Origin of the sequence: Benzoatithermus flavus (assembly GCF_037908215.1) — a bacterium.
Taxonomy (GTDB): Bacteria; Pseudomonadota; Alphaproteobacteria; order Geminicoccales; family Geminicoccaceae; genus Benzoatithermus; species Benzoatithermus flavus.
Genome location: NZ_JBBLZC010000002.1, coordinates 56,777 through 80,095, shown reverse-complemented (window position 1 = coordinate 80,095; position 23,319 = coordinate 56,777). Strand labels below are relative to the sequence as shown.

Genomic DNA, 23,319 nt, shown 5'->3' with positions numbered 1-23,319 from the left:
CATGATCGGTCTCGTCCTCGTCACCCACGGCAGGCTGGCGGCCGAATTCCTCGCCGCCATGGAGCATGTCGTGGGGCCGCAAGCACAGGTCCGCGCCATCTGCATCGATGCCGACGACGACATCGAACAGCGACGCAGCGAGATCGTCGACGCCATCCGCGAGGTCGACGACGGCAGCGGGGTCGTGGTGCTCACCGACATGTTCGGCGGCACGCCCTCGAACCTCGCCATCTCGACCATGGACCGGAAAGGGATCGAGGTGATCGCCGGCGTCAACCTGCCGATGCTGATCAAGCTCGCGAGCGTGCGCCAGAGCGAACCCCTGCGCGAGGCCGTGATCGCGGCACAGGAGGCCGGCCGCAAGTACATCAACGTGGCGAGCCAGCTGCTCAACGGGGACAGGGCCTGAATGACCGACAGCGCCGACGCGCCGCAGCCTCTCGTCCGGCAGGCGACCATCTGCAACCAGCGTGGCCTGCACGCGAGGGCGGCGGCGAAGTTCGTGCGCACGGCCGAGAGGTTCTCGGCCCGGGTCGAGGTCAGCCGCGACGACATGACGGTGGTCGGCACCTCGATCCTGGGCCTGATGCTGCTCGCGGCGGGTGCCGGCACCGTGCTCACGCTCCGCGCCGACGGCGAGGACGCGGAAGCCGCCCTCGCCGCTCTGTGCGATCTGATCGAGCGCGGCTTCGACGAGTAGCAGCGCTCCCCCGACCCGTTACGGCTCCTTGCTGGCCGTGAGGGTCAGTTGCGTTGCGATGTCCCGCGCCATCCGCAGATGCTCGAGCACGACCGGTAGGGTCTCCGACGCGAAGCTCTCGAGCGTCGGATCCTGGCCGGAGCCGATCTCCCACTCGAGGAGTTGGGCGGTCTTCTGGTGGTCCTGCACCTGGCCCTCGATGTAGGCGCGGTCGAACGCCGCCCCCTTCAGCCCCTTCAGCCGGTCGTGCATGGCCTGGTGCTCGGGGTCGAGCTCGTCGGGCGGGGTGACGCCGGCCTCCCTGGCGAGAGAGGCCAGCCGCTCGTTCGCCTTGCCATGATCCTCGACCATGCGCCGGGCGAAGCTCTTCACCGCATCGCTCCGGGCCGAGCCTTGGGCGAGCTCGGCGAGCTCGACCTCGGCCTTGCCGCCGATCGCGGCCTCGCGGATGAACAGCCGGTCCGCCTGGTTCGGCTGATGCGCAGCCGGCATGCCGGGAGCCGCCTTCGGCGTGAGCGGCGCCATGCCCGCCGGATTGCCGGCCGCAGGCTTGGTGTTCTGCGCCCAGGCCGGGGCGGCGAGAAGCAGGGTCACGGCCGCCATGATCGCGAGAGGTCGCATCGCGCACTTCCTCCTTCCGTAAGTCCTGCCGCGGCTCACAGCGCCAGCATGTAGGCCACGAGATCGTCCTTCTCCTGCTGCGTGAGCTGCAGCCGGAGCACGAGGTTGAAGAACTCGACCGTATCGGCGAGCGTCAGCAGCCGGCCGTCGTGGAGATAGGGCGGCGAGTCCTTGATGCCGCGCAGCGTGAAGGTCTTGATCGGGCCGTCGGGAAGCTGGACGAGGCCGTTCTCGGTGTGCCCGATCTCGTAGAAGCGCTCGAGCATCAGGTCGTGCATATTGTTGTCCAAGAACGACGTGTGCGGCACGTGGCACTCGGCGCAGCGCCCCTTGCCGAGGAACACCTTCTCGCCGGCCAGCTCCTGCGGGCTCGCCTTCGCCGGATCGAGGCGGCCGAACGGGTCGAGCTTCGGTGCCGGCGGGAAGTCGATCATGTTCTGCATCTGCGCCATCATCGCGACCTGGTTGGTCCGATCCGGCAGATGCGGCCCTTTGCGGGTGGCGCTGACGTGGTCGCCGTTGAAGTAAGCGGTGCGCTGCTCGAACTCGGTGAAGTCCTCGACCGAGCGCAACGAGCGCTTCGAGCCGTGGATCTGCTGGTTGAACATACCGCGCAAGCTGGTGGTGTCGAGGCGGAACCGGGCCGCCTGCGGGCGCACGTCCGGCGTCTGGTGGAAGGCGGCGTTGGTGTGGAAGTTGGCATGGCAGTCGAGGCAGGCGACGCCGTTGCTCTGCTCCGCGACCTTGCGGTCCTCGGTCTGGTTGAACTCCTCCTGCGGGAACGGCGTGAGCAGGAGGCGCAGGCCCTCCATCTGCACGGGCGTGATCAGCCCCACCATCAGCTCGTAGAAGTTCCTGATCGTGAGGAGCTGGCCTCTCGAGACGTCGCCGAGCTCGGGATGGGAGGTGAGGAAGACCGGTGCGGGGAACTCCGGCGTGAAGCGGTCGGGCAGGTCGAAATCGACGTCGAACCGGCGCAGGTTGCGGCCCTCCTGCTTCTGGATCTCGTCGATCTCGACGTTCGGGAACACTTGGCCGCCGGTCGCCTGCTTGACGTGCGGCAAGGGCTTGAAGCCCGCCGGCAGGAGCCCTTTCGCCTTGATCTCGTCGGGGCTCATGCGCGCGAGACCATCCCAGGTGACGCCTTCGGGCAGCCTGACGCGCACGCCGCCCTGAACGGGCTTGCGCCCGCCCGACATCATGACGCCCGGTATCGGGCGATCCGAAAGGTCGTAGCGCTGTGCCAGAACATCGGTCTGACGCTGCATGACCTGCGGCTTCTCCGCCTCGTCGTTCGCCTTCACGGCGCTGAGCGGCAGCGTGGGCAGGGGCCGATAGGTGGCATCGGGCGGTAACGGGTCGGCCAGCACCGTGACGTTGCACAGCAGCGCTCCGGCCAGCGGCGGCAAGGTTCGCAGGAAGGCAGGCATCCATTCCTCCTGTCGCGAGCTCGTCTCGGCTGCACCAGCGCTACCGGACAGCCGTACCGGTCACCCCAACGTACGAAGATGCACTCTGTTCCTGCGCTCCCGCGCCCCGAAGCCGGCCGGTGGACGCGCTCGGACCGCTCACCCGACCGACTCCCGCAGGGCGGACCGGGCGGAAATCGATCGACACAGAAAGTGTTGACCATTGAAATCCCTTGGTTTTGCGAATTCGTTCGTGCAATTTTGACTCGCGGGGCCGCCAGTTTCCCGCATTGCGGTTGCCCCGGACCGATCCGGAACATTATCCTAGAACGTACCGACCCTACAAGAGCGGCTCGCCCGCGACGGCGCGCGGCTTGCCGAGGCGCCCCGCCTATGCTTAACGCTCCACGGCTCGCGGTCCGCCGCCCGCGGGGTGGCGTGCGTTTCGCGTCCTTCATCTAGAGGCAGTGTGCAGGAAATCGTCATGAGCGGATTTGCCGACTACAAGGTCGCGGACATCGGGCTCGCCGAGTGGGGCCGCCGGGAGATCGCCATCGCCGAGACCGAGATGCCGGGTCTCATGGCGATCCGCGCGGAGTACGGCCCGCGCCAGCCGCTCAAGGGTGCCCGGATCGCCGGCTGTCTGCACATGACGATCCAGACCGCGGTGCTGATCGAAACCCTGAAGCATCTCGGCGCCGACGTGCGCTGGGCGTCTTGCAACATCTTCTCGACCCAGGACCACGCCGCGGCCGCCATCGCCGCCGGCGGCACCCCTGTGTTCGCCGTCAAGGGCGAGACGCTCGACGAGTACTGGGAGTACGTGCACCGGATCTGCGAGTGGGGCGACGGTGGCTTCCCCAACATGATCCTGGACGACGGCGGCGACGCCACGCTCCTCTGCATCCTGGGCCGCAAGGCCGAGCGTGATCCCTCGATCCTCGACGATCCCAAGAACGACGAGGAGGAGGCGCTGTTCAAGGCGATGAAGAAGCGCCTGAAGGAGAAGCCGGGCTGGTACACGGCGCTCGGCGATTCCATCCGTGGTGTCACCGAGGAGACCACGACCGGCGTGCATCGCCTCTACGACATGGAGCGCCGCGGCGAGCTCCTGTTCCCGGCGATCAACGTCAACGACAGCGTCACCAAGTCGAAGTTCGACAACCTCTACGGCTGCCGCGAGAGCCTCGTCGACGGTATTCGCCGCGCCACCGACGTGATGATGGCGGGCAAGGTCGCCGTGGTCGCGGGCTTCGGCGACGTCGGCAAGGGCTCGGCCGCCTCCTTGCGCAATGCGGGTGCGCGGGTGATCGTCACCGAGATCGACCCGATCTGCGCGCTTCAGGCCGCCATGGAGGGCTACGAGGTCACGACCATGGAGGAGGCCGCGCCGCGTGGCGACATCTTCGTGACCGCCACGGGCAACGTCGACGTCATCACGCTCGACCACATGCGCGCCATGAAGGACCGGGCGATCGTCTGCAACATCGGCCACTTCGACAGCGAGATCCAGGTCTCGGCCCTGCGCAACTTCCGCTGGCACAACGTCAAGCCGCAGGTCGACGAGGTCGAGTTCCCGGACGGCAAGCGGATCATCCTCTTGGCCGAGGGCCGGCTCGTGAACCTCGGCTGCGCCACGGGCCATCCGAGCTTCGTCATGTCGGCCTCGTTCACCAACCAGACCCTGGCGCAGATCGAACTCTGGACCAATCCCGAGGCCTACGCCCCCAAGGTCTACACGCTGCCGAAGAAGCTCGACGAGAAGGTGGCGGCCCTGCACCTCGAGAAGATCGGCGTGAAGCTCACGAAGCTCACCCCGAAGCAGGCAGCCTATATCGGCGTGGCGCCGCAGGGGCCGTTCAAGCCCGAGCACTACCGCTACTGAGACGGCCCCGGGCATGGGTGGCACTGCGGAGCGCAGCTTCCTTCTGCCCGACCTCGACGCGACCCGGGCTCTGGCGGGGCGGCTCGCCGCCTCGCTCGCACCCGGATCGGTCGTCCTCCTCGAAGGCGACCTCGGTGCGGGCAAGAGCGAGCTCGCCCGTGCCGTGATCCGCTCGCTCGCCGGCGCCGACATCCCGGTACCGAGCCCCACCTTCACCCTCGTCCAGACCTACGAGCTGCCCAGGCTCGAGGTCGGCCACAGCGATCTCTACCGCCTCGCCGACGAGAGCGAGGTGGTCGAGCTCGGCCTCGACGAATGCTGGCGCAAAGGCGCTCTCCTGGTCGAATGGCCGGACCGCGCCCCCTGGCTCTGGCCCGAGGAGCGGCTGACCATCCGCCTCGAAGCGGTGCCGGAGGCGGGTGCCACTGTGCGCCGCGTGCATCTTCTGGGCACCGGAAGGTGGATCGACCTCCTGCCCCATCTCGCCGGAGAGGAAAGTTCCCGATAAGCTCGGGGACATGGCCAACGTCTACACGATCGCCGCCAACCGGCCCTTTCTGGACTGCCTCGTGGGCGAACTCCTGGCCTGGGACCGCGAGCGGCTGGCCGATACGCTTCTCCTCATGCCGAGCCGGCGGGCCTGCCTCGCCGCGCGCGACACCTTCCTGCGGCTGAGCCGGGGCGATCCGTTGCTGCTGCCGCGCCTCGTGCCGATCGGCGAGCCCGACGAGGCCGAGATCCTGATCGATCCCGAGATCGAGCTCGACCTGCCACCGGCGATCGAGCCCTTGCGCCGCCGCCTGCTGCTCACCCGGCTCGTGCTGGCGCGCGATAACGAGATGACCCACGAGCAGGCGGTGCGGCTCGCGGGCGAGCTCGAGAGCTTCATCGACGAGCTGCACAACGAGGAGATCGACCTCGAGAGCCTGGACCGGCTCGCCCCTGCCGACCTCGCCGAGCACTGGCAGGAGACCCTGCGCTTCCTTCAGATCCTGCGCGAGGCCTGGCCCGCGATCCTGAAGGCCGAGGGCCGGATCGACGCCACGGCACGCCGCTGCCGGCTCGTGAACGCGCTGTGCGAGAAGTGGCAGCGCACGCCGCCTTCGCATCCCGTGCTGGCGGCCGGGCTCACCGGCAGCATCCCCTGCGTGGCCCGCCTTCTCGCCTGCGTCGCCCGCCACGATCAGGGCTGCGTCGTCGTCCCGGCCCTGGACCGGAGCCTCGACGAGCGCGGCTGGCGGGCCGTAGGCCCGAGCCATCCGCAGTTCGGCCTGAAGCGCCTGCTCGCGATCATGGAGGTCGATCGCGCCGCCGTCCGCGACTGGCCCGACGATGGGACGGCTTCGACCTCGCCGGCCCGGGTCGAGCTGTGGCGTCAGGTCCTGCGCCCGGCCAGCACCACCGACGACTGGCGGCGCGAGGTGACGCTCTCGCCGGAAGCGCTCACCGGCCTCGAGCTGTGCGAAGCGCCCGACCATGCCGCAGAGGCCCTGCATCTGGCGCTGCGCCTGCGGGCGGCGATCGAGACGCCGGGGCGGCGCGCCATCCTCGTCACCCCCAGCCGCTTTCTCGGCCGCCGCGTCGCGGCCGAGCTCCTGCGCTGGGGCATTCGGGTCGACGACAGTGCCGGCGTGCCGCTCGACCAGTCGCCGCCCGGCAGCTTCCTGCTGTTGACCGCGCACCTGATCGCCGAGCAGGCGCCGCCCGTGACCCTGCTCGCCGCCCTGAAGCATCCTCTGGCCAGCGGCGGCATGGGCCAGCGCGACTTCCGCCGCTACGTGCGGGCGCTGGAGCGGGCCATCCTGCGCGGCCCCCGGCTCGCCGGCGGGCTCGACGGGCTCATGGCGGCGCTGCGCGAGCGCGATCCTCTGAAGAAGTGGCCGGCACCCGTGCCGCCCGAGGAGCTGCTCGCCTGGCTCGAGCGGCTGGCCGAGGACGCGCGGCCCCTGGTCGAGCTCCTGGCCCGGCCGCAGGCGCCTTTCCTCGAGCTCCTGCGGGCGCATCTCGGCTTCGCCGAGCGCCTCGCCGCGGATGCCGAGGGCGGCAGCTCGGAGCTGTGGGCCAAGGAGGCGGGCGCTTGCGCCCGCCAGTTCGTGGCCGAGCTCGAACTCGCGGCCGAGGTTCTGGACGAGGTGCCGACCGGCGCCTATCCGGCGCTCTTGGCGGTTCTCATGGGCACGAAATCGGTGCGCCCGCGCCATCACGCTCATCCGCGCATCGCCATCCTGGGTCAGCTCGAGAGCCGGCTCGTGCAGGCCGATCTCGTGCTCGTGGGCGGGCTCAACGAGGGCGCCTGGCCGCCTTCGGTCGATTCCGGCCCCTGGCTCAACCGCGCCATGCGCGCCCAGCTCGGCCTGCCGCCCGTCGAGCAGGCGATCGGCTTCGCGGCGCACGACTTTCTGATGAGCGTCTGCGCGCCCGAGGTCGTCCTGAGCCGTGCGGCCAAGGACGAGAACGGAGCGCCCACGACACCCTCGCGCTGGGTCGCCCGTCTGAACGCCGTCCTGAAGGCGGTCGACGCCGCGAGGGCCGTGACCGCCGACGCCTGCTGGACCGGCTGGACCGAGGCGCTGGATGCGCCCGACGGGCCGCCCCGCCCGATCCGCCGCCCCGAGCCGCGCCCGCCGCTCCATGCCCGCCCGCGCGAGCTCTGGGCCACCGACATCGAGCGGCTGATGCGCGATCCTTATGCCGTCTACGCGCGGAAGGTGCTGGATCTCGAGCCGCTCGACCCGCTCGACGCCGATCCCGGCGGAGCCGAGCGCGGCGAAATCATCCACCAAGCCCTCGAGGAGTTCGTGCGCACCTGGCCATGCACGCTTCCCGACGATCCGTGCGGCAGCCTGATCGCGATCGGCCTGCGCCACTTCGCGCGCCAGGGCCACCGGCCGCAGGTCTGGACGGTGTGGTGGCCGCGCTTCGAGCGGATCGCCGCCTGGTTCTGCGAGGTGGAGAAGCGGCGGCGCGAGCAGGTCGCGCGGATCGTGACCGAGGTTCGGGGCATGATCGAGCTGGAGACGCCGGCCGGAGCCTTCAGGGTGCGCGCCCGCGCCGACCGGGTCGAGATCCTGAGCGACGGGAAGCTCGCCATCGTCGACTACAAGACCGGTCCTCTGCCCCGGAACGGCGAGGTGCAGCGGGGCCTCTCGCCGCAGCTTCCGATCGAGTGCCTGATCGCGGCCGCAGGCGGCTTCTCGCAGGTGCCGGCCTGCCCGCCGGCGGCGATGCTGTTCTGGGGCCTCAAGGGCGGCGAGCCCGTGAGCGGCGAGGAGCGCAACCCCTTGGGCAAGGATGGCGATCTCGCCGAGCTGCTGGGCCACGCGAAGGACGGGCTCGCCCGGCTGATCGCGCATTTCGACAATCCGAACACGCCCTACGTGCCGGTGCCGCGTCCTGAGATCGCGCCCGCCTTCAACGATTACGAGCACCTCGCCCGGCTCAAGGAATGGTGGGGCACGGAGGCCGAGGCGTGAGCGTGCCCCGACGCGGTTTTCCCCCCACCCCGGCCCAGCGCCGGGCGGCCGATCCCAAAAGCTCGGTCTGGGTCACGGCCAATGCCGGCACGGGCAAGACGCGCGTGCTCTCGGACCGGGTGCTGCGCCTTCTCCTCGCCGGGGCCGATCCCGAAGGGATCTTGTGCATCACCTTCACCAAGGCCGCCGCCGCCGAGATGACCGCGCGCATCGAGCAGCGGCTTGCGGCCTGGGCCACCGCGAGCGACGACGCGGCGCTCGCGGCCGAGATCGAGGAGCTGACGGGCGAGCCCGCGGACGAGGAGCGGCTGCGGCAGGCGCGGCGGCTGTTCGCGCTCGTGCTGGAGCTGCCGCGCGGCCTCAACATCATGACCATCCATGCGCTCTGCGGCTCCTTGCTGCGGCGCTTCCCGCTCGAGGCCGAGGTGCCGCCGCACTTCGAGACCATCGACGAGCGCACCGCGGCCGAGCTGCTGCGCGAGGCGCGCGAGCGCGTGCTGATGGCGGGGCGCGACCGCGACAGCGCCCTCGGCAGAGCGCTGGAGACGCTCGCGGTGACGCTCACCGAGCGCACCCTGACCGAGACGCTCGAGGAGATCCTGGGCCAGCGCACACGGCTTCTGCGAGCACGGGCGGCGTGCGGGGGCGACGTCGAGGCGCTGATCGCGGCCGTCTACCGAGCACTCGGCGTTGAGCCCGGCCACGAGCCCTCGCTCATCGAGCACGCCGCCTGCGCGGACGGCGTCTACGACGCCGAGGGCCTGCTCCATGCCGCCCGAGCGCTGAGCCGGGGCTCGGACAAGGATTGCGAGCGCGGACAGTTGATCCTCACCTGGCTCGACTGCGCCCACGGCGACCGGGTCCGCCTGTTCGTCGAGTACAAGCGCTGCTTCCTCAAGACCGATGGCGGTCCCCTCAAGAGCCTCGGCACCAAGAAGGTCCTGCAGGACGAGCGCGTGCTGCGCATCCTGACCCTCGAGCAGGCGAGGCTCGTGCGGCTCGCGGACCAGATCCGTGGGCTCATGATCGCCCGACGCACGGAAGCGCTCTTGCGCGTCGGCTTCGCCGCGATCGATTCGTACGAGGCGCTGAAGCGCCACGCGGCGGGGCTCGACTACGACGATCTCATCGAGCGCGTGCGGGTGCTCCTGAGCCGGCCCGGCAAGACCGAGTGGGTGCTGTTCAAGCTCGACTGCCGGATCGACCACGTGCTGGTCGACGAGGCGCAGGACACGAGCCCGGCGCAGTGGGCGATCATCGAGAAGCTGACCGAGGAGTTCTTCGCCGGCGCGGGTGCGCGGCCGGAGGAGCGCACGCTCTTCGTGGTCGGCGACGAGAAGCAGTCGATCTACAGCTTCCAGGGTGCGGATCTCGACAATTTCCGCCGGGTGAAGGAGCGGATGGTGGCCCGGGCAGCCGCGGCCGGCAAGCCGATCCGGCCGGAGATGCTCGACCGGTCCTTCCGCTCGGTGAAGGCCGTCCTCAACGTGGTCGACGCCGTGTTCGCGCTGCCCGAGGCCAAGGCGGGCGTCGTCGACATGGACGACACGGTGCATCACGCCACCGAGCGCGCCAACGATGCCGGCCTCGTCGAGCTGTGGCCGCTGGCGCAGCCTGCCGAGCTCGGCCCCTCGGAGGAGCCCTGGCCCCTGCCCGATGCGCCTCGGGTGAGCGACGAGCCGGAGCGGCGGGTGGCGCGCGCCATCGCCACGACCGTGAAGCACTGGCTCGAGCAGGGCGAGCGGCTCGAGAGCACGGGCCGGCCGATCCGTGCCGGCGACGTGCTCGTCCTGGTGTCGCGGCGCGGGATCGTGCAGGAGCTCGTGATCCGGGCGCTCAAGCATACGGGCGTGCCGGTGGCGGGTGCGGACCGGCTCTCTTTGCGCGAACACATCGCGGTACAGGATCTGATCGCTCTCGGCCGCGCCATGCTGCTGCCCGAGGACGACCTCAACCTCGCCTGCCTCCTCAAGAGCCCGCTCGTGGGGCTCGGCGAGGACGATCTGTTCGAGCTCGCCTGGGATCGGGGTGCCGCCAGCCTGATGGAGCGCCTGCGCGAGGCTGCGGAGCGGCGGCCGCAGCGCTTCGGCGGGGCTTACGAGCGGATCGCACGCTGGCTGCAGCGCGCCGACTTCATGCCGCCGTTCGAGTTCTACGCCTGGGTGCTGGGTGCGGACGGCGGCCGCAAGCGGCTCCTGGCCCGCCTCGGCCCCGACGCGATCGAGCCGATCGAGGCCTTTCTCGGCCAGACCCTCGCCTACGAGCAGGGCCATCCCTCCTCGCTGCAGGGGTTCCTGCACTGGATCTGCATGGGCGAGGACGAGCTGAAGCGCGACCCCGAGAAGGTGCAGGACATGGTCCGGGTGACCACGGTCCACGGCGCCAAGGGCCTGGAGGCGCCGATCGTGTTCCTGGCCGATGCCGGCCCGCGCGGCCAGGCGCGGCGCGGACGGCTGCTCTGGGGCAGCCCCGATCCGGAAGGCGGCTCCCCGGAGCTGCCCTTCTGGCGGTCGGCCAAGGGCGAGCGCGAGGGCTTCACCGAACGGCTGGCGCAGGAGGATGCCCGCCGCGAGGCGGAGGAGCGGCGACGCCTCCTCTACGTGGCGCTCACCAGGGCCAGGGACCGGCTCTACGTCACGGGCTGGCTGCCCCGCAATGTCGCGAAGGGGCAGGCGCCGGACGGCGACGACGAAGGCGCCGGCGGCGCGGAGCCGAGCTGGCACGAGCTGGTCGGCAGGGCCATGGAGGCCATGCCCGACGTCGAGCGGTTCGAGATCGACCTCGGCAAGGGCTTCGCCGGCACCGCCCTGCGGCTGCGCCGCGGCGTGGCGGCGACGGTGACCGCCGCACCTCTCGCGGGCGCTGCCGTGAAAGCCGAGCCCCTGCCGCTCTGGGCGAGCGCTCCTGCACCCGAGGAGGCCCGGCCACCGCGTCCGCTCGCCCCGTCGCGGCAGGAGGGAGAGCCCGAGGAGCCGCCCCCCAGCTCGCCCACGGGCGCCGAGGCGAGCCTGCGCTTCCGCTACGGCATCCTCGTCCACCGGCTGCTGCAGCTCCTGCCCGACGTGCCGCCGGAACAGCGCCCGGCAGCGGCGGACCGCCTGCTGCGCGCGTTCGCCGACGATCTCGCACCGGAGCAGCGGGCGCGGCTCGCCGGGCGCGTCCTCGATCTCGTCGCCATGCCCGAGATGGCGCCCGTGTTCGCGCCCGGCAGCCGGGTCGAGCAGCCGCTGTGCGGTGTCGTGGGCGGCCAGGTGATCGTGGGCCAGATCGACCGTCTCGCCGTGACGGCGGACGAGGTCCTGCTCGTCGACTACAAGAGCAACCGCACGCCGCCACGGACGATCGAGGCGACGCCGGTGGCCTATCTGCGCCAGCTCGCCGCCTACCGGGCGCTCCTGCGCTCGATCTATCCGGGCCGCACGATCAAGGCGGCGCTGTTGTGGACCGAGGTGCCGCGCCTCGACCTTCTGCCCCTTTCCCTGCTCGACCGGTACATGCCCGCCGGGTGAGATGCTCCGGTAGAGCGGATGCCGGGACGGGATGGTCCGCTGCCGCGCTCGGGGTGTAGGGTTGGGGATCGGGCCCGGCCCGAGCGGAAGGGAGGAGGGTGCGGCCATGTCTCCCGTGCGGCTCCCGCAAGGCCGTCCGTCGGCTGCGACTCGAAGACCGGGAGCGGCATGGTCGCTGGGGATCGCCGCCATGCTGCTCGTGGCCGGCGAGACGGCGGCCGCCGGCCCGGCGCTTTTGCCCGACTGGCAGCAGGTGCAGGAGGAGATGGCGCAGCATCTCGCGGCCCTGGTGCGCATCGACACCACCAATCCGCCCGGCAACGAGACCAGAGCCGCCCGATACATCGAGGATGTCCTGAATCAGGAGGGCATTCCGGCCGAGATCCTCGAGCTGGAGCCCGGGCGCGGCAACATCGTGGCCCGCCTCGAGGGCAGCGGCGAGGATCGGCCGCTCCTGCTGATGGCGCATCTCGACGTCGTCGGCGTGGAGCGCGAGCGATGGACGGTCGATCCGTTCGGCGCAAGGGTCGAGAACGGCTTTCTCTACGGGCGCGGCGCCTTCGACGACAAGGGCATGCTGGCCGTCAACCTGGAAGTCGTCCTGCTGCTGCACCGCCTGGGCGTGCCGCTTCGGCGCGATGTCATCCTGCTCGGCGAGGCGGACGAGGAATCGGGCGGCCGGGCCGGCATCCGGTTCCTGATCGAGCGGCACTGGGACAAGATCGACTGCGAGTACGCTCTGAACGAAGGCGGCTGGATCTTCGAAAAGGATGGTGCGATCCAGTATGCGGGGGTCGCCACCGGCGAGAAGGCGCCGCACCGTATCCGTCTCGTCGCCCGCGGCAGCTCGGGACACGGCTCGATGCCACGCCTCGACAATCCCATCACGCATCTTGCCGCCGCTGTCGCCAAGGTCGGCGCGCTGCAGATGCCGATGCGCCTGAACGAGACCACGCGCGCTTTCTTCCGAAAGCTCGCCCCGATCAGCCCGCCGGCCGACGCGGCGCTCTATCGCGATCTCGAGGACCCGGAGCGCAGCGCGGACGCCCAGGAGAAGCTGCGCGCCACGAGCATCTACTACAACGCCATGCTGCGGACGACCCTGGCACCGACCATCATCAAGGGCGGCTTCCGCGCCAACGTGATCCCGGCCGAAGCCGAGGCGACCATCGACGTTCGCGCCTTGCCCGGCGAGGATCTGCCGGCCATGGTGGCGATGCTCGCCGAGCTGATCGACGATCCTGCGGTCGAGGTGGTGGCACCGCTGCGCGAGATCCGGTTGATCGCCCAGAGCAGCATCCGGCAGGGTGCCGCCGGCAGGCTCGACAACGCCGTTACCCGTCTCGCTGCCGCAGTCGCCAGGATCGGCCCGACGGGGATGCCGGTGCGGCTGCAGGAGGCCACCCGCGCCTTCTTCCGCCAGCCAGCACTCGTGAGTCCGGCAGCACGGCCGGCCCTCGTCGTTCCGGCCGAAGCGGAGGCGGTCGTCGATGCGGGCGAGGTGCCGGATGCCGGCATGGCGGCGGCAGTGGCGCGGCTCGTCGAGCTGATCGGCGATCCCGCGATCGAGGTCGTGCCGCCTCCCGTCGATCCGGCCCCCTCGCCCCTGGGAAGCGACCTGTACCGAGCCCTCGAGCATGCCCAGGCCCAGGTCTTTCCCAAAGCCGTGACGCTGCCCTTCCTCCTGCCGGCGGGGACCGACTCGGCCCCTCTGCGGGCGAAAGGTGTGAAGGCCTATGGTCTCGGCGGTGTCGCGGGCGGCGAGGAACTGGCGCGGCTGCACGGCAACGACGAGCGGGTGTCGCTCGCCGGCCTGGGTCGCTTCGCCGAGCTCGTCTACCAGGCCGTGCTCGAGATCACCGGCCGGCCATAGGCGGCCCGTTGTCTGCGCGGGTTCGGCATAGCGCTCTCTATTCTGCCGCCCGAAACACGATCTCGCCGCCGATGATCGTCATCAGGCAGCGCGTCTTCGGGATCTCGACTTCGGGAATGCGCATGATGTCGGCCGAGAGGATCGACAGATCGGCGAGCTTGCCCGGCTCGATCGAGCCGCGCAGATCCTCCTCGAAGGCCGCTTCGGCGGGCCAGATCGTGAGCATCTTCAAGGCCTGCTCGCGTGTGACCGCTTCCTCGGGATGCCAGCCCGGCCCCGAGAAGCCGTCGAGGCCCTTCCTGGCGACGGCGGCATAGAACTCGACCATCGGATCGCCCGACTCCACGGGAGCATCCGATCCTCCCGGGACGATGGTGCCGCTCGCGATGAGGCTCCGCCATTTGTAGGTGCGGTCGAGGCGTGCCAAGCCCAGCCGGCTCTCGGCCCAGTGCAGGTCGGTGATCGCGTGCGAGGGCTGCATCGACGGGATCACGCCCAGCACGGCGAAGCGGGGCAGGTCGGCCGGGTCCAGGATCTGCGCGTGCTCGATGCGCCAGCGCGGCTCCTGCACCTTGCGCTCCGCCGGCGGCACGGCCCGGAATGCCTGCTCGTACAGATCGAGCACGACCCGGTTGGCCCGGTCGCCGATCGCATGCGTCCACACCTGAATGCCCTGGCGCAGGGCGGTGGCGAGCATCGCCTGGATACGGTCGAGATCGTCCCTCAAGAGCCCCGAGCCGGGGGCATCGAGGTAAGGTTCCAGCAGTGCCGCCGTCCGTGAGCCGAGCGAGCCGTCGATGAGAAGCTTGATCGCCCGCACGGTGAAGCGGTCGTCGAACTGGCGCAGCAGCGGACCTTCCTGGAGCAGCCGGTCGGCATCCGGGCCAGGGCCGCTCACGGCCTGGTAGACCCGCAGCTTGATCAGTCCGTCGGTGTAGAGCTGCCGCAGACGACCGATGATGGCATAGCTGCCGCCCGGGTTATGAATCTGGCAAAGGCAATGCGCGATGCTTCGCTGCGTGCCGAGCACGAGCTGCTCGCGAAGGTCCGCCTCGGTCGGCTTGGGAATGTGCCGCATGACGAGCGCTTGCGCCCTCTCGAGCAGCATGCCCGTGGGCTCCCCGGTCTGCTCATCCCTCATAATGACGCCGCCGGGCGGGTCGGGGGTGGTCCGGTCGATGCCGACGATTCGCAGCGCCGCGCTGTTGGCGACCCCGGCGTGCAGGTCCCCTCGCCTCAGGAAAACCGGATTGTCCGGCGAGACCGGATCGAGGTCGAAGCGCGTGGGAAATGCGGCTGGCTTCCAAGCCCCCTCGATCCAACCGCTGCCGGTGATCCAGTCACCAGGCTTCGCAACCGCCACCCTCGCTCCGAGTCGTGTCCGGAGATCCTCGATCCCTGTCGTGCCGGCAAGATCGAAACCCGCCTCACGCGCCCCGACCAAAGCTAGATGGTAATGGGAATCGGTCAGGCCCGGCAGAACGGTGGCACCATGGAGATCGACGACCTGGGTGCCGGCGCCGATCAAGGCCTCGACATCAGAATCCGAACCCACGAGGGCGATCCTGCCGGCTCTGATGGCAATTCCGGTTGCGTGCGACTGTTCCGGGTTCGCGGTATGGACGTTGCCATGCTCAAAGACGAGATCGGCGGTCGTAGCACCGGCATGGTCGGCCGTGCCGGCGAGGGCCGCGATGACCGACATCTGCAGCAGAACCGTCCTCACGCCATCCTCCTTGAACCGGGTCGCCTCGCCGCCCGGCCTTCCGGGACGGACGGGCCGATATCGCCTCGGATGGGCATCCTACCCGGCGGCTTGACGCCAGCGCTCGGCGAATCCTAGTGTCGGTCGAGCCGCGAGGGTTTCCCCGCGGGAGGTACAGCTTTTTTGGAAACGATCATGGCCATCAGCCAGACCACCGACACCGCGTTCGAGCAGGACGTGCTCAAGGCGTCGAAGCCGGTCGTCGTCGACTTCTGGGCCGAGTGGTGCGGCCCGTGCAAGATGATCGCTCCCTATCTCGAGGATCTCGCCAACGAGATGGGCGATCAGGTCGAGGTCGTGAAGGTCAACATCGACGAGAACCCGCTCACCCCCACCAAGTACGGTGTCCGCGGCATACCGACCCTGATGCTGTTCAAGAACGGCGAGGTCGCGGCGACCAAGGTGGGTGCCTTGCCCAAGAGCAAGCTCATCGAATGGGTCAAGGAAAGCCTCTGAGCCGCCCCATCCGCGACCGGGCGGCCTTCCTCCTGCGGCGCGTCATGGAGGCCTCCCCCTTCCCCGGAGCATCATGCTCGCAGCGCTCGACGTCTTTCTCCAAGAGCATCCGCTCACCGAATCGATCGATCTCCTCCTCCCGGATCTTGCCGGCATCCCGCGCGGCAAGCGCATCCCGCCCCAGGCGCTGAGGAGCGCTCTCGCCGGCGAGGCCTTCTTCACCACCTCGCTCTACGCGCTCGACACGACGGGCGCCAACGTGGACCGGAGCGGCTTGGTCTGGGAGGAAGGCGACGCCGATCGCCCGCTCGCCCTCGATCCCCGCACGCTTCGGCCCGTGCCCTGGCGGCCCGGTGGTGCCCAGATCATCGGCGGGCTCGCCGACCCCGACGGCACCCCGTTCTTCGCCAACCCGCGCGAGGTGCTGACCCGCGTGGCGGCACGCTTCGCAGCCCTGGGCCTGAAGCCCGTCGCCGCCCTCGAGCTCGAGTTCTATCTCCTCGACCTCGCCGAGGACGAGCACGGTCGGCCCCAGGTCGCACGCTGCGAGCGGCTCGGGCAGCGGCGCCCAGCCGAGACCGAAGTGTTCGCGCCCGAACGGATGGAGGACCAGGAGCCGTTCCTCGAGCTGGTCGACCGCTACGCCACGGCCCAGGAGATCCCGGTGAAAGGAGCGCTCGCGGAGTTCGGGCCGGGACAGTTCGAGGTCAATCTCGGCCATGTCGACGACATGGTCGAGGCTGCCGACCACGCCCTCATGCTGAAACGCTGCATCAAGGCGGCGGCGCGCGCCACCGGCCAGCGCGCCACTTTCATGGCCAAGCCCTTCGTCGAGCAGAGCGGCAGCGGGCTGCACGTGCATCTGAGCCTGGTCGACCGGGAGGGCCGCAACCTGTTCGGCGAGACCGAGGACGGCGAGCGCCATCTGCGCCACGCCGTGGCGGGCCTGCAGGCGCTCATGACCGAATCGATGCTGATCATGGGGCCCAACGCCAACAGCTACCGCCGGCTGCGCCCGCACTCCTATGCGCCCGTGGCTCCCACCTGGGGCCGGAACAATCGCACCGTGGCGCTCCGGATCCCGCCGGGACCGGCGAAGGCGCGGCGCATCGAGCATCGGGTCGCCGGTGCGGATGCCAATCCCTATCTCGTGCTGGCCGCGGTGCTGGCGGGCGTCCTCCACGGCCTCGAGCGGAAGGAGGAACCCACCCCTCCCGTCACCGGCAACGCCTATGCCGAGGTCCCGGCGAGCCTGCCGCTGACCTGGGAGGAGGCGATACGGGCCTTCCGGCGGGCCGAGGTGCTACCAGCCTATCTCGGCGAGCGTTTCTGCCGCCTGCTCGCCGTCTGCCGCGAGTCCGAGCGCAACCGATTCCAGGCCCGCATCACGCCGACCGAGTACGAGTGGTATCTGACCACCGTGTGATCAGCGTCCCGCGGCACGGGCTGCGGCACGGATCTCGCTCAGGCTCGTGCGCGGGGTGATCGCCTCGGGATCGAGGATCAGGTGGAGGAGCGCCGGCCGGCCGGAGGCCACCGCCTCGGCGAAGGCCGGGGCGAACTCTTCCGTGCGTTCCACCCGGGCGCCGAAGGCACCGTAGGCGCGGGCCAACGCCGCGAAATCGGGGTTCTTGAGGCTGGTGCCCGAGACGCGGCCGGGATGCTCGCGCTCCTGGTGCATCCGGATCGTGCCGTACATGCCGTTGTCGACGACGATCGTTATGATCGGCAGCTCGTGCTGCACGGCGGTCGCGAGCTCCTGGCCGGTCATGAGAAAGCAGCCGTCGCCGGCGAAGCTCACGACCGGCCGGTCCGGGCAAGCGAGCTTGGCCGCGATCGCCGCCGGAAGCCCGTAGCCCATCGAGCCCGAGGTAGGCGCCAGCTGGGTCCCGAGTCGCGGGTAGGGGAAGAAGCGGTTGACCCAGATCGCGTAGTTGCCGGCACCGTTGGTGACGATCGTCTCCTCGGGCAGCTCACGCCGCAGCCAGGCCACGATCTCGCCGTATTGCAAGGCCCCCGGAATCGGAGCGGGCGTGCGCCAGGCGAGCTCCACCTCGTGTGCTTCGGCCGTGGCTGCGGCCCAGGGCCGGCTCGACACGGGCGGCAGGGCGGCCACGGCGCGGGCGAAGGCGTTGAGGCCGGCGAGGATGGGCAGATCGGGCTGGTAGACCCGGCCCAGCTCCTCGGGGTCGTTGTGGACGTGGACAAAACGCTGCTGCGGCCGTGGGACGTCGAGCAGCATGAAGCTCTGGCTCGTGGTCTCGCCGAGGCGAGAGCCGATCGCGATCACGAGGTCGCTGCTGCGGATGCGCTCGATCAGCTTCGGGTTGGCGCCGAGGCCGATATGACCGGCATAGCAGCGGTGCCGGTTGTCGAGAATATCCTGACGGCGGAAACCGCAGGCCGCGGGCAGGTCGTTGCGATCGAGGAATGCGGCGAGCGCCTCGGTGCCGGCGGCGCTCCAGCCGCTGCCGCCCAGGATCACGAAGGGGCGCACCGACCGCTCGAGCAGGTGCCGGAGCTGCTCGAGCTCGTCGGCCCCCGGCACCGCCTCGACGGGTCGATAGGCCCGTCCGTCGACGACCGTGGCCTTCTCCACCAGCATGTCCTCGGGCAGGGCGAGGACGACGGGGCCGGGGCGGCCGGCCGTGGCGGTGGCGAAGGCGCGGTGGACGAATTCCGGGATGCGGGCGGGATCGTCGATCTCGGCGACCCATTTCGCCATGCCGCCGAACATGCGGCGATAGTCGACCTCCTGGAAGGTGTCGCGCTCGCGGCTGCCGCGGTCGACCTGACCCACGAACAGCACCATGGGCAGGCTGTCCTGCTGAGCGACGTGCACGCCGGCGCTGGCGTTGGTGGCACCGGGACCGCGGGTCACGAAGGCGACACCGGGCCGGCCGGTGAGTTCGCCCCAGGCGGCCGCCATCATCGCCGCCCCACCCTCCTGCCGGCAGACCACGAAGCGGATCTCGGGCGTATCGTGCAGCGCGTCCAAGACCTCGAGATAGCTCTCGCCCGGCACGCCGAACGCGACCTCCACCCCTTGGATGCGGAGCTGATCGACCAGGATGCGCCCGCCCGTTCTCGCTTGACCTGCCATGGGCCGCCTCTTCCACCGCTGCATGGAATGGAAGCCGCTTAGACCGATCGCACGCCCACGTAAACCGCCCCGGCGGCAAGGGTCGGCCGCTTCAGAGGTTGGACGGGAAGCGCGGGATGACGAGGTTCCGGTGCACGTCGGCGCAGAGCAGGAGGCCCAGGCTGACCACGAGCGTGAGCATCGCCGTGCCGCCATAGGAGATCAGCGGCAGCGGCACGCCCACGACGGGGATGAGGCCCGTCACCATGGAGACGTTGATCGCGACGTAGATGAAGAGGTTGATGACGGCACCGATTGCGACCAGCCGCGAATACTGGCTCGCCGTGCGGACGGCGACGACGAGGCCCAGCATGAGGACGGCCAGGAACAGCATGAGCACGGTGACCGCCCCCACGAAGCCCATCTCCTCGGCCAGCATGGTGAAGGCGAAGTCGGTCTGCTTCTCGGGCAGGAAGCTGAGCTGGGCCTGGGTGCCGTGAAGGAATCCTTTGCCCCAGAATCCGCCCGAGCCGAGAGCGATCTTGGACTGGATGATGTGATAGCCGGAACCCAGGGGGTCCGATTCCGGATCGAGGAAGGTGTAGACCCGCTGACGCTGGTAGTCGTGCATCTTCGCCCACAACACGGGCAGCGCTGCCCCCCCGAGAGCACCCACGACGACGAACTTCCAGATCCTGACACCCGCCATGAACAGCATGGCCGTCCCGCTCACGAGAAGCGTCACCGCGGTGCCGAGATCGGGCTGGACGAGGACGAGGCCCACCGGCACCAGGATCATGAGGACCGCCGGCAGCAGGAACAGGATCCGGCGCGTGTCGTCGAGATAGGCGGTGTGAAAGTAGCGGGCGAGCGCCATGATCAGCGCCACCTTCATGAGCTCCGACGGCTGGATCTGGATGACACCGAGATCGAGCCAGCGCTGAGCGCCCTTGTTGATCTCGCCCAGCACGTCGACGCCAACCAGGAGGACGACGACGAGGCCGTAAAAGAGATAGGAGATCTTGAGCCAGAACCGGATGTCGACGAGGGCTATCCCGACCATCACCGGCAGGAACACGGCAAGCCGCAGCCCGTGCTTCCAGGCCCACGGACTGTGCGAGCCGCCGCCCGCGGAATAGAGCATGGCGTAACCGATGAGCCCGATCACGAGAAGAAGCGCGAGAAGCGGCCAGTTCACCCACTGGAGCTTCTCGCCGAGCGACAGCTCGCGCTGGCGGATGCGCGGCGGGGGCGAGGCGATCATGAAGCGTTCCCGCGCTCGGTGACCGTCGCCGTCTGGGGCTCGATGGTGTCCTTGAAGAGCTCGAGGGTCTTCTTCATGATGTCCCTGGCGATCGGGGCCGCTGCCGAGGCGCCGTGCAACCCGTGCTCGACGATCACCGAGACGGCGAACCTGGGGCTGGCGTAAGGCGCGAAGCAGACGAAGAGCGCATGATCGCGTTCCTCCCAGGGAATGTCCTCGCGCTTGTGGCGGCCCGAGGCGCGGTCGGCCTTCGAGATGCGCCGCACCTGCGCGGTTCCCGTCTTGCCGCCCATCTCGATGCCGGGCAGGTTCAGCGCCGCCTGCCGCGCCGTGCCGCGAGCGCCGTGCACGACCTCGCGCATGCCGCGTAAGACCAGTTCGAGCGAAGCCCTGGACACGCCGACCGAGGATAGTGGCGGGGCATCCTTGGGCAGGACGACCCGAGGCTTCACCGCGAGGCCGCCATTGGCCAACCGCGCCGTCATCACGGCGAGCTGCAAGGGTGTTGCCGCGACGTAGCCCTGCCCGATGCCGCAGACGAGCGTCTCGCCCTTCTGCCAGGACTGCCTGAAGGTCGCCTTCTTCCAGGCGCGGGTCGGGATCAGACCGGGCTGCTCGCCCGGCAGGTCGAGATCGAGCCGGTGGCCGAGACCGAAGCGGTTCGCCATGTCGGCGATCGCATCCACGCCGACGCGCCGCGCCACCTCGTAGAAATAGCAGTCGCAGGACTGCTCGAGGGCATTGACGAGATTGATCGACCCGTGGCCGTGCTCCTTCCAGCAATAGAAGCGGGCCGTGCCGAGGCTGACCGAGCCCGGGCAGAAGATCCGGGTGGTCTCGGTGATGGCGCCGGACTCGAGGCCTGCCAGCGCCGTCATCATCTTGAAGGTCGAGCCCGGCGGGTACTGGCCGCGGATGCACTTGTTCACGAGCGGGTGGCGCGGGTTGTCGCGCAGCTCGGTCCACAAGCGCCGGCTGAGGCCACCCGTGAACGAGGCGGGGTCGTAGCTCGGGACCGAGGCGAGCGCCAGGATGCCGCCGGTGCGGACGTCGATCACGACGGCGCTGGCGGCGAGCTCGCTCGTGAGCCGCGCGAAGCAGAAACGCTGCAGCTCGAGGTCGAGGCTGAGCTGGACGTCCTCGCCGGGCTCGCCCTCGGTCCGGTCGAGCTCGCGGATCTCGCGGCCGATCGCGTTGACCTCCACGCGGCTGAGCCCCGCCCGGCCGCGCAGCACCTTGTCATAGGATCGCTCGATGCCGCTCTTGCCGATGCGGAAGTCGGGAAGCTGCAGCAGCGGATCCGGGTCGCGCTGCTGCTCGGCCTGACTCACCGCCCCGACATAGCCGAGGACATGCGACAGGACCTCGCCATAGGGATATTGGCGCAGGAGGCCGGAGTCGAGCACGACTCCCGGCAGCTCGGGCGAGTGGACCGCGATCCGCGAGACCTCGTCCCAGGACAGATCCTCTCGCACCGTCATCGGCATGAACGCGCGGCGTGTGCGCGCCTCGGCGAGAACGGCCTCGATCTGCTCGGGCGTGAGGCTGATCAGCTGCGCGAGCCGCTGCAGCGTCTCGCGGAGATCGCCGGCCTGCTCGCGGACGACGCGCACCCGGTAGGTCGGCACGTTGCTCGCGAGCGCCACGCCGTTGCGGTCGAGGATGCGGCCACGGGGTGGGATCAGGAGACGCTGGTCGATGCGGTTGTCCTCGGCCAGGAGGCTGTACTCGGCGCTGCGCTGTACCTGGAGATGATAGAGGCGGCCGACCAGGGCACCGAAGAGCACCACCTGCGCGCCGCCCACGAAGAGCGCACGGCGCGTGAAGCTGCGGACGCGCTCAGCTTCTTGCTGCATGGGACGCCACCGAGACATGCTGGTGCAACTGGGTGAGCAGCCAGCCGACGACCGGATAGATGGCCACGGTGAGCGCAGCCTCCAGCACCACCGGCTGCGGCGAGAACAACCGCCCCCACCACAAGGAGGCGAGCAGCCAGCGCAGGCCGGCCGTGGCGGCGACGACGAGGACGAAGCACGCCCAGATGACCAGGAAGGGCTGTGCCAGGAGGAAGCGCTGCCGGGTGAGGAGCAGGCTGCGCACGAGCAGGAGCGAGAGCGAAGTCAGCCCGAGCGGCATGCCGCCGGCCGCGTCGAGCACGAGCCCGACGACGAACACCGCGAGCGGGGTCATGAGATCGGGCCGGTAGAGGGTCCAGAAATAGAGCACGCAGACCGTGGTCAAGGGAGCGAGGCTCTGCGGTCCGGGATCGGGCAGCGGCAGCAGATCGATCAGCACGGCGCCGAGCCCGGTGAGGAACGGCGCCAGCGTGCGGGCGGTCCGGTCGAGCAGGCGGAGCATGCCGCCGCTCATGGCCTCGCCGCCTGAAGCGAGCGCGTGCCGGCGCCGTGCCGGACGCCGCTCTGAGGCTCGGGCGGCAGCACGCCCTCGGACCTCAGGAGAGAGAGATAGTCGAGCCGTGCCCAGTCGACATAGGGGCGGACGGCGACCTTGCCGTCGGTGATGGCGCTGATCTGGCCCACCAGGAGGCCGGGCGGCAGCAGGCCGCCCCGGCCCGAGGTCAAGACGCGGTCGCCGACCTTGAAGCCGGGATTGATCGGCAGGAAGCGCAGGGCCGGCTCGGCCGTGTTGTCGCCCTCGAGAATCGCCTGGTCGCCGGAGCTCTCGACCACGACCGGGATACGGGAGTTGAAATCCGTGATCAGCAGGATGCGCGAGCTGTGCCGGCCGACGTCGATGACCCGGCCGACGAGGCCTTGCGGGCTGACCGCGGGCATGCCGCTCACGATGCCGCGGTCGGCACCGGCGTCGAGGAGCAGGGTGTGCACGAACACGCCCCCGGAATCGGCGACCACGCGGGCCGTGGTCCAGCTCGGCGCCCGCTCCACGGGAGGAATCTGCAGCATCTGGCGCAGCGCTCTGTTCTGCACCGTGAGCTTCGCCGCCTCTGCCTGCCAGGCCAAAAGCCGGCGGTTCTCCTCGCGCAGCCTGGCGTTCTCCTCGTAGATGGCCAGCATCTCGCCCAAACGGTCGAACGCGCCGCGCACGGCGGCAACCGGCTCGTTGAGCACCCGCAGCACGGGCACGGACGCATCGTCGAGCTGCTCGATGACGAGGTTGGCGAGCTTCATGTCCGCCTTGCCGAGCAGGAGCAGCAGCACGGAGAGCCCGATCAGGATCCCGAGCGCCGACCGGTCGATCGCCGTACGGAGCTGGACGACGACACGAGGCCAGTTGCTGCCGAGAAAGAGCATCAGCGACGTC

The 23,319-nt window shown here is 69.8% G+C and carries 17 protein-coding genes; 9 read left to right on the top strand and 8 right to left on the bottom strand.

The features are described from left to right. Position 1 precedes the first annotated feature (1 nt). Both U1T56_RS02740 and U1T56_RS02735 read left to right on the top strand, forming a co-directional pair. Complete coding sequence (locus U1T56_RS02740) at positions 2-409, top strand: PTS sugar transporter subunit IIA (protein ID WP_418157909.1); 408 nt, start codon at positions 2-4, stop codon at positions 407-409. Further along, positions 410-700: an HPr family phosphocarrier protein gene (locus U1T56_RS02735; RefSeq protein WP_418157908.1), complete on the top strand. Its 291-nt coding sequence runs from the start codon at positions 410-412 to the stop codon at positions 698-700. 18 nt (positions 701-718) lie between these two features. Here U1T56_RS02735 and U1T56_RS02730 read toward each other — a convergent pair whose 3' ends face one another. Beyond that, complete coding sequence (locus U1T56_RS02730) at positions 719-1,321, bottom strand: DUF4142 domain-containing protein (protein ID WP_418157907.1); 603 nt, start codon at positions 1,319-1,321, stop codon at positions 719-721. A 35-nt stretch (positions 1,322-1,356) separates the two neighbouring features. Continuing rightward, entirely contained in the window at positions 1,357-2,751 is a 1,395-nt protein-coding gene (locus tag U1T56_RS02725; protein ID WP_418157906.1) for a cytochrome B6, read from the bottom strand. 463 nt (positions 2,752-3,214) lie between these two features. On the opposite strand from U1T56_RS02725, the gene ahcY reads away from it, so the two are divergent. The 5 genes from ahcY (at position 3,215) to U1T56_RS02700 (ending at position 13,470) form a co-directional block, all read left to right on the top strand. After that, entirely contained in the window at positions 3,215-4,615 is a 1,401-nt protein-coding gene (gene ahcY, locus U1T56_RS02720) for an adenosylhomocysteinase (RefSeq protein ID WP_418157905.1), read from the top strand. A 13-nt stretch (positions 4,616-4,628) separates the two neighbouring features. Beyond that, positions 4,629-5,123, top strand: coding sequence for a tRNA (adenosine(37)-N6)-threonylcarbamoyltransferase complex ATPase subunit type 1 TsaE (tsaE, locus tag U1T56_RS02715; protein ID WP_418157904.1), 495 nt, complete (start codon positions 4,629-4,631; stop codon positions 5,121-5,123). A 10-nt stretch (positions 5,124-5,133) separates the two neighbouring features. Beyond that, positions 5,134-8,088, top strand: a complete 2,955-nt coding sequence (gene addB, locus U1T56_RS02710) for a double-strand break repair protein AddB (RefSeq protein ID WP_418157903.1) — start codon at positions 5,134-5,136, stop codon at positions 8,086-8,088. After that, a complete protein-coding gene (gene addA / locus U1T56_RS02705) occupies positions 8,085-11,597 on the top strand; it encodes a double-strand break repair helicase AddA (RefSeq protein WP_418157902.1) in 3,513 nt (1,170 codons plus the stop codon). Before addB ends, addA begins: the two co-directional genes overlap by 4 nt. Before the next feature lie 190 nt (positions 11,598-11,787). Beyond that, positions 11,788-13,470, top strand: a complete 1,683-nt coding sequence (locus U1T56_RS02700) for a M20/M25/M40 family metallo-hydrolase (protein WP_418157901.1) — start codon at positions 11,788-11,790, stop codon at positions 13,468-13,470. Positions 13,471-13,507: 37 nt separating this feature from the next. On the opposite strand, the gene U1T56_RS02695 is transcribed toward U1T56_RS02700, so the two are convergent. Next, complete coding sequence (locus tag U1T56_RS02695; protein ID WP_418157900.1) at positions 13,508-15,196, bottom strand: amidohydrolase; 1,689 nt, start codon at positions 15,194-15,196, stop codon at positions 13,508-13,510. Positions 15,197-15,370: 174 nt separating this feature from the next. Between U1T56_RS02695 and trxA the strand changes: the two genes are divergently transcribed. Together trxA and U1T56_RS02685 are read left to right on the top strand one after the other, a co-directional pair. Then, positions 15,371-15,691: a thioredoxin TrxA gene (gene trxA, locus U1T56_RS02690; RefSeq protein ID WP_418157899.1), complete on the top strand. Its 321-nt coding sequence runs from the start codon at positions 15,371-15,373 to the stop codon at positions 15,689-15,691. 73 nt (positions 15,692-15,764) lie between these two features. Beyond that, positions 15,765-17,117 carry a glutamine synthetase family protein gene (locus U1T56_RS02685; protein WP_418157898.1) on the top strand — a complete coding sequence of 451 codons (1,353 nt, stop codon included), beginning with the start codon at positions 15,765-15,767 and terminating at the stop codon, positions 17,115-17,117. On the opposite strand, the gene U1T56_RS02680 is transcribed toward U1T56_RS02685, so the two are convergent. The 5 genes from U1T56_RS02680 to mreC form a co-directional block, all read right to left on the bottom strand. After that, on the bottom strand, positions 17,118-18,794 hold the full coding sequence (locus U1T56_RS02680; RefSeq protein WP_418157897.1) for a thiamine pyrophosphate-binding protein: 1,677 nt from the start codon (positions 18,792-18,794) through the stop codon (positions 17,118-17,120). Between the two features lie 91 nt (positions 18,795-18,885). Beyond that, positions 18,886-20,037: a rod shape-determining protein RodA gene (gene rodA / locus U1T56_RS02675; protein ID WP_418157896.1), complete on the bottom strand. Its 1,152-nt coding sequence runs from the start codon at positions 20,035-20,037 to the stop codon at positions 18,886-18,888. Beyond that, the gene (gene mrdA, locus U1T56_RS02670; protein ID WP_418157895.1) at positions 20,034-21,893 is read right to left on the bottom strand and encodes a penicillin-binding protein 2; all 1,860 of its coding nucleotides are present in this window, start codon (positions 21,891-21,893) and stop codon (positions 20,034-20,036) included. The genes rodA and mrdA overlap by 4 nt, the downstream gene beginning before the upstream one ends. Continuing rightward, positions 21,877-22,395, bottom strand: coding sequence for a rod shape-determining protein MreD (gene mreD / locus U1T56_RS02665; RefSeq protein WP_418157894.1), 519 nt, complete (start codon positions 22,393-22,395; stop codon positions 21,877-21,879). Before mreD ends, mrdA begins: the two co-directional genes overlap by 17 nt. A gap of 8 nt (positions 22,396-22,403) precedes the next feature. Next, complete coding sequence (gene mreC, locus U1T56_RS02660) at positions 22,404-23,309, bottom strand: rod shape-determining protein MreC (protein ID WP_418157893.1); 906 nt, start codon at positions 23,307-23,309, stop codon at positions 22,404-22,406. Between the last annotated feature and the right edge of the window lie 10 nt (positions 23,310-23,319).